Below are 4747 nucleotides of genomic sequence, written 5' to 3' on the forward strand. Positions count from 1 at the left end.
TCGCCTTACGGTGGAGCTGTGCGTAGATGTGATCAAGGGACAGCCCGGCCCGGACATGCACGGAAAGGACCGGCCGGGAAAGCCGTTCCCGCCGGAAAGGATGGGGCGGGGTTCAGGAGGCCTCCGAACCGGCGCGATAGGGTTCCAGCTCCAGCCCGAGCAGCAGGCCGGGGCCGTGCCGCGGTCCCCCTTCCGCCAGGGGCACGAACTCCGCCCGCAGCTCCACCATGGGGGCGTCGTGCGGTGCCTCCGGATCGCGGCCGATCCAGAGAACCTCGCCCTCGGCATCCGCGAGCGAGGGGCCGAAGCGCCGCTCCAGCGCCCGCCGCAGCGCCGTCCCGGATTCGCCGGGCAGGAAGCGCAGCGCGGTGATGCCGCCGAGGCGCGGCTCCCGCGTCCCGGCCTGTGCCTCCGCCCCCATCCCGGCGTCCTCCCCGGCTTCCGGCCCGGGGTCCGGGGCGCGGTGCAGGGCGATGCAGGCGGTGAAATCGGCCTTCAGGTTCAGCGCCTCGCCAAAGGCGCGTCGGTCCGCCACCAAGCCCATATGGCAGCCGGGGCGGCCCGCGGCGGAGGCCACGGCGCCATCCGCGAAGAAGGCGCCCCCCACCGTCCGGAAGCCACGCCGCCGCAGCGCGGCCCGCGCCTCCTCCAGTGGCATGCCCAGGCGCAGCCCCTCCAGCAGCGCGCTCCGCAGCACCGGCCCGCCCGGCCGGGCGGAGGGCAGGGGGCCGGGCAGGCGGCCGAAGTCATGGATCGGCGTCCCGTCCTCCCGCACCAGCCGGGCGGTGAGGAGATGCGCCGCGATCGGCACGCTCTTCATGCCCGCCGGCTGCGGCAGCGCGCCGCCCAGGACGAGGCTGACCTCCAGGATGCCGCGCCAGCCATCCTCCGTGCGCGGGTCCAGCCCCACCGATTCGAGCAGCTTCTCCGCCGCCGCCTCGTTCGCTACGGGCAGGGTGCCGACCGCCAGGGCATTGTCGAAGCGCAGGCCGAAGCCCGGCGACCGCCAGGTCGGGTCGCGCACCCAGAAGGTGCCGTTCAGCGCCACCGGCAATCCCCCCTGGCGGGGATCGTAGGGGCCGATGGCGGTGCGGATCCGCAGCAGGTAGGGGCGGTCCGGATCGAAGCTCTCATATTCCGCCCGCAGCTTCCGGCGCAGCTCGGCGAAGGCCGCGTCGTGCCGCTGCCGCCGCGCGGAGGGCACCGGGGAGGCCAGTTCCGGCGGCGGCATTAGCGCCTCGGCCAGCGCATCGAAATCCGGGCTTTCCCCCGCCTGCCGGGCATGGGCGAAAAGCACGTCCCGCGCCGCCAGCGGCAAGGGGGCCCGGATCATCGCCTGCATCCGCATGCCGCTCTCCGCCGCCGGCGATCCTGGCGACTCGGCCCAAGCCGGCAGGCCGGGAAAGATCAGCGGGAGCAGGGCGGCAAGGATCAGCGGGTTTCTGGGCATCGGCACTTCTTGGGCTGAGGCGCGCAGGGTAGCCAGCCCCGGCGCCGGCGCAAACCGCGTTCCGCGCGCCGGCGGATGCCCCACGGGGCGCCCCCGCGCCGCCCATCGTGCCACCCATCGTGCCACCCATCGTGCCACCCATCGTGCCACCCATCGTGCCACCCCTGGGCGCCGCCCTTTGGCGCGGTGCCCTTTTTCGGCCGGTTTTCTCTGCTGTTCCGCCTTCGCCGCGGCTTCCGGCCCTGGCGGTCCGCCGCGCAGGCGGCCAGGATTCGCCTTCGTCATCCATGCCCCGTGGCGTATGTCGCGGCGCCGTCTTCTGCCAGGGGCCCCGGGCCGGATCATGATCGCTCTCCGACTGCATGTGCGCCCCATCCGCGACGTGGCTTCCTTCCGCGCCTGGCTGCGGGCCAGCGAGTTCGGCCTGGTCGGCCTGGCAGTGCTGACCGGGGTGCTGAGCGGCCTCGTCGCCGTGGTGATGGGCGGACTCGCGCGCGGGCTGCACGTGCAGCTCTTCGGCCCGGAAAGCGCGCATGGGCTGAGCGTCCTGCGGGGCGCGACGCCGCTGGTGCTGCTGACCATGCCGCTGCTGGGCGGCATCCTGCTCGGGGCCTTCAACCTCGCCCTGTCGCGCTGGTGGCCCCGCCAGCCGGTGGACCCGATCGAGGCCAATGCCCTCTATGGCGGCAAGCTCTCCTTCCGCGACGGGCTGGTGGTGGCGGTGCAGAACATCGTCTCCAACGGCTTCGGCGCCTCGGTGGGGCTGGAGGCGGGCTATACCCAGGCGGCCAGCGGCGTGTCCTCCTGGCTCGGGCAGCGCCTCGGCCTGCGGCGCGGCGACCTGCGGCTGCTGGTGGGCTGCGGCGCGGCGGGGGCCATCGCCGCCGCCTTCGACGCGCCGCTCACGGGGGCCTTCTATGCCTTCGAGCTGGTGATCGGCACCTATGCCATCGCCAGCCTCGCCCCGGTGGTGGCCAGTGCCGTCACCGCCACGCTGGTGGCCCGGGCGCTGAGCGGAGGGACCTATGTGGTGGTGCCGGGCGGGGTCGCGCCGCCCGGGCTGGAGGGCTACGTGCTGTCCCTGCTGCTCGGCCTCGCCTGCGCCCTGGCCGGGATCGCGCTGATGCGCGGCGTGACCTTCACCGAGGCCACCATGCGCCGCTTCCTGCGCTGGGCGCCGCTGCGCCCGGTCCTGGGCGGGCTGGTGGTGGGCCTGCTGGCCCTGGTCTCGCCCATCGCGCTCTCGGCCGGGCACGGGGCGCTGCACCTCACCTTCGCCACCGAATCCACCGGCTTCGACATCATCTGGCTGGCGCTGCTGAAGAGCCTGGCGGTGGTGATCTCGCTCGGCGCGGGCTTCCGCGGCGGCCTGTTCTTCGCCTCGCTGCTGCTGGGGGCGCTGGTCGGCAAGGTCTTCGCCGCCGGGGTGGACCTCGTGCTGCCGGGCATGGACCCGCTGCTGCTGTCGCTGGTGGGGATGAGCGCCTTCGGCTCGGCGGTGGTGGGGGCACCGCTGGCCATGACCTTCCTGGCGCTGGAGACCACCGGCAACTTCGTGGTGGCCGGCAGCGTGCTGGCGGCGGTGACCGTGGCCGGCCTCGTGACGCGGCGGCTCTTCGGCTATTCCTTCGCCACTTGGCGCTTTCACCTGCGGGGCGAGACCATCCGTTCCGCCCATGACATCGGCTGGCTGCGCGAACTGAGCGTGGGCAAGCTGATGCGCCGCGACCTGCGGACCGTGCGCAGCGACACCCGGCTTGCTTCCTTCAAGCGCGACTTCCCGCTGGGCTCCACGGCGCGCGTCGTCGCGGTGGATGAGAAGGACCAGTATGCCGGGCTCATCTCGGTGCCCGAGGCCTATGCCGCCGCGCCGGAGGTGGAGACGGTGGAGCCGCTGCTGCAGTTCCGCGACCGGGCGCTGCTGCCGGCCATGAATGCCAAGGAGGCCATGGCCGTCTTCGACACGGTGGAGACCGAGGCGCTGGCGGTGGTGGATGGGGTGGGGAGCCGCAAGGTGCTGGGCCTGCTCACCGCCAGCCACCTGCTGCGCCGCTATGGCGAGGAGGTCGAGCGCCGGCGGCGCGAGGAAACCGGACTGATGGCCTGATCCGGCGCAAAGAGACTCGGGCGGGAGGGCTTGTAACTGTCCCCTGCGTCATGTTTCGCCGTGTTTCAGGGTTTTGCGATCCGGTAAAAATTCCTTGCGCGACTGTGGCTTACGGGTCGCGGCGGGGCGGGAAAAACCCGCTTCCGGATGAAGCGGCGGTTATTCGCGGTTGCCAGCCCGCCGCGCTGGCGCCCAGACCTTGGCGGAGCGGGCGACGCTTCGTGGGGGAGCGCCGTCCGGAGGGGGAAGTACACCGCATGACCGAGACCGGCGCCGTCTTGCGACGCGGCCTGCGCCTGCTGGCGCTGGCGGCCGTCGTCACCCTTTGGCTTCCGCCGGGGCAGGCGCGGGCGCAGATCGGCAGCGAGCGCTATGCCTCGATCGTGGTGGATGCGGGCACGGGGCAGGTCCTTACCGCCTCCAGCGCCGACGAGCCGCGCTACCCGGCCTCGCTCACCAAGATGATGACGCTCTACATGCTCTTCACGGTGCTGGAATCGGGCGACGTCTCGCCTTCCACCCGCATTCCCGTATCGCGGCACGCGGCCTCGCGGCCGCCCTCCAAGCTCTGGCTGAAGCCCGGTTCCACCATCACGGTCCGCGACGCGATCCTGGCCCTGGTGACCAAGTCCGCCAACGACGCGGCCTCCGCCGTGGGCGAGTTCCTGGGCGAGGGCAGCGAGGCGCGCTTCGCCCGGCTGATGACGCTGCGGGCCCGCCAGATGGGAATGACCAGCACGGTCTTCCGCAACGCCTCCGGCCTCCCGGACCCGCGCCAGGTGACCACCGCCCGCGACATGGCCATCCTGGCGCAGCGGCTGATCCGGGACTTCCCGAACCGCTACGCCTATTTCAGCACGCCGGAGTTCCGCTGGCGCGGCCAGACCATCGCCAGCCACAACTACGTCAACGAGAACTACGACGGCGCGGATGGGCTGAAGACGGGCTTCATCAACGCCAGCGGCTTCAACATCGTCACCAGCGCCCGGCGCGACGGGCGGCGGCTGATCGCCGTGGTCTTCGGCGGCGCCACGGGGCGGGAGCGTGACCGCCATGTGATGGCGCTGCTCGACCGGGGCTTCGAGCTTCCCGGCACGCCGCCGGGGCGGGGCGACACGCTGCTGGCGGGCCGCTCGGTGGGCCATGGCGGCGTGCTGGCCTGTCTCTTGATCACATCTACGCACAGCTCC

General features: G+C 72.6%; 3 protein-coding genes. 2 read left to right on the forward strand and 1 reads right to left on the reverse strand.

Features of this window, described 5'->3' with window-relative positions:
* Positions 1-112 precede the first annotated feature (112 nt).
* Entirely contained in the window at positions 113-1450 is a 1338-nt protein-coding gene (locus tag ROTAS13_RS19495; protein ID WP_075823154.1) for a hypothetical protein, read from the reverse strand.
* Positions 1451-1793: 343 nt separating this feature from the next.
* On the opposite strand from ROTAS13_RS19495, the gene ROTAS13_RS19500 reads away from it, so the two are divergent.
* On the forward strand, positions 1794-3557 hold the full coding sequence (locus ROTAS13_RS19500) for a chloride channel protein (RefSeq protein WP_058389850.1): 1764 nt from the start codon (positions 1794-1796) through the stop codon (positions 3555-3557).
* A 257-nt stretch (positions 3558-3814) separates the two neighbouring features.
* Positions 3815-4747, forward strand: a 933-nt coding sequence (locus tag ROTAS13_RS19505) for a D-alanyl-D-alanine carboxypeptidase family protein (RefSeq protein WP_075823155.1), incomplete at its 3' end; no start/stop codon positions are given.

Source organism: Roseomonas sp. TAS13, assembly GCF_001950415.1.
Taxonomy (GTDB): domain Bacteria; phylum Pseudomonadota; class Alphaproteobacteria; order Acetobacterales; family Acetobacteraceae; genus Roseomonas; species Roseomonas mucosa.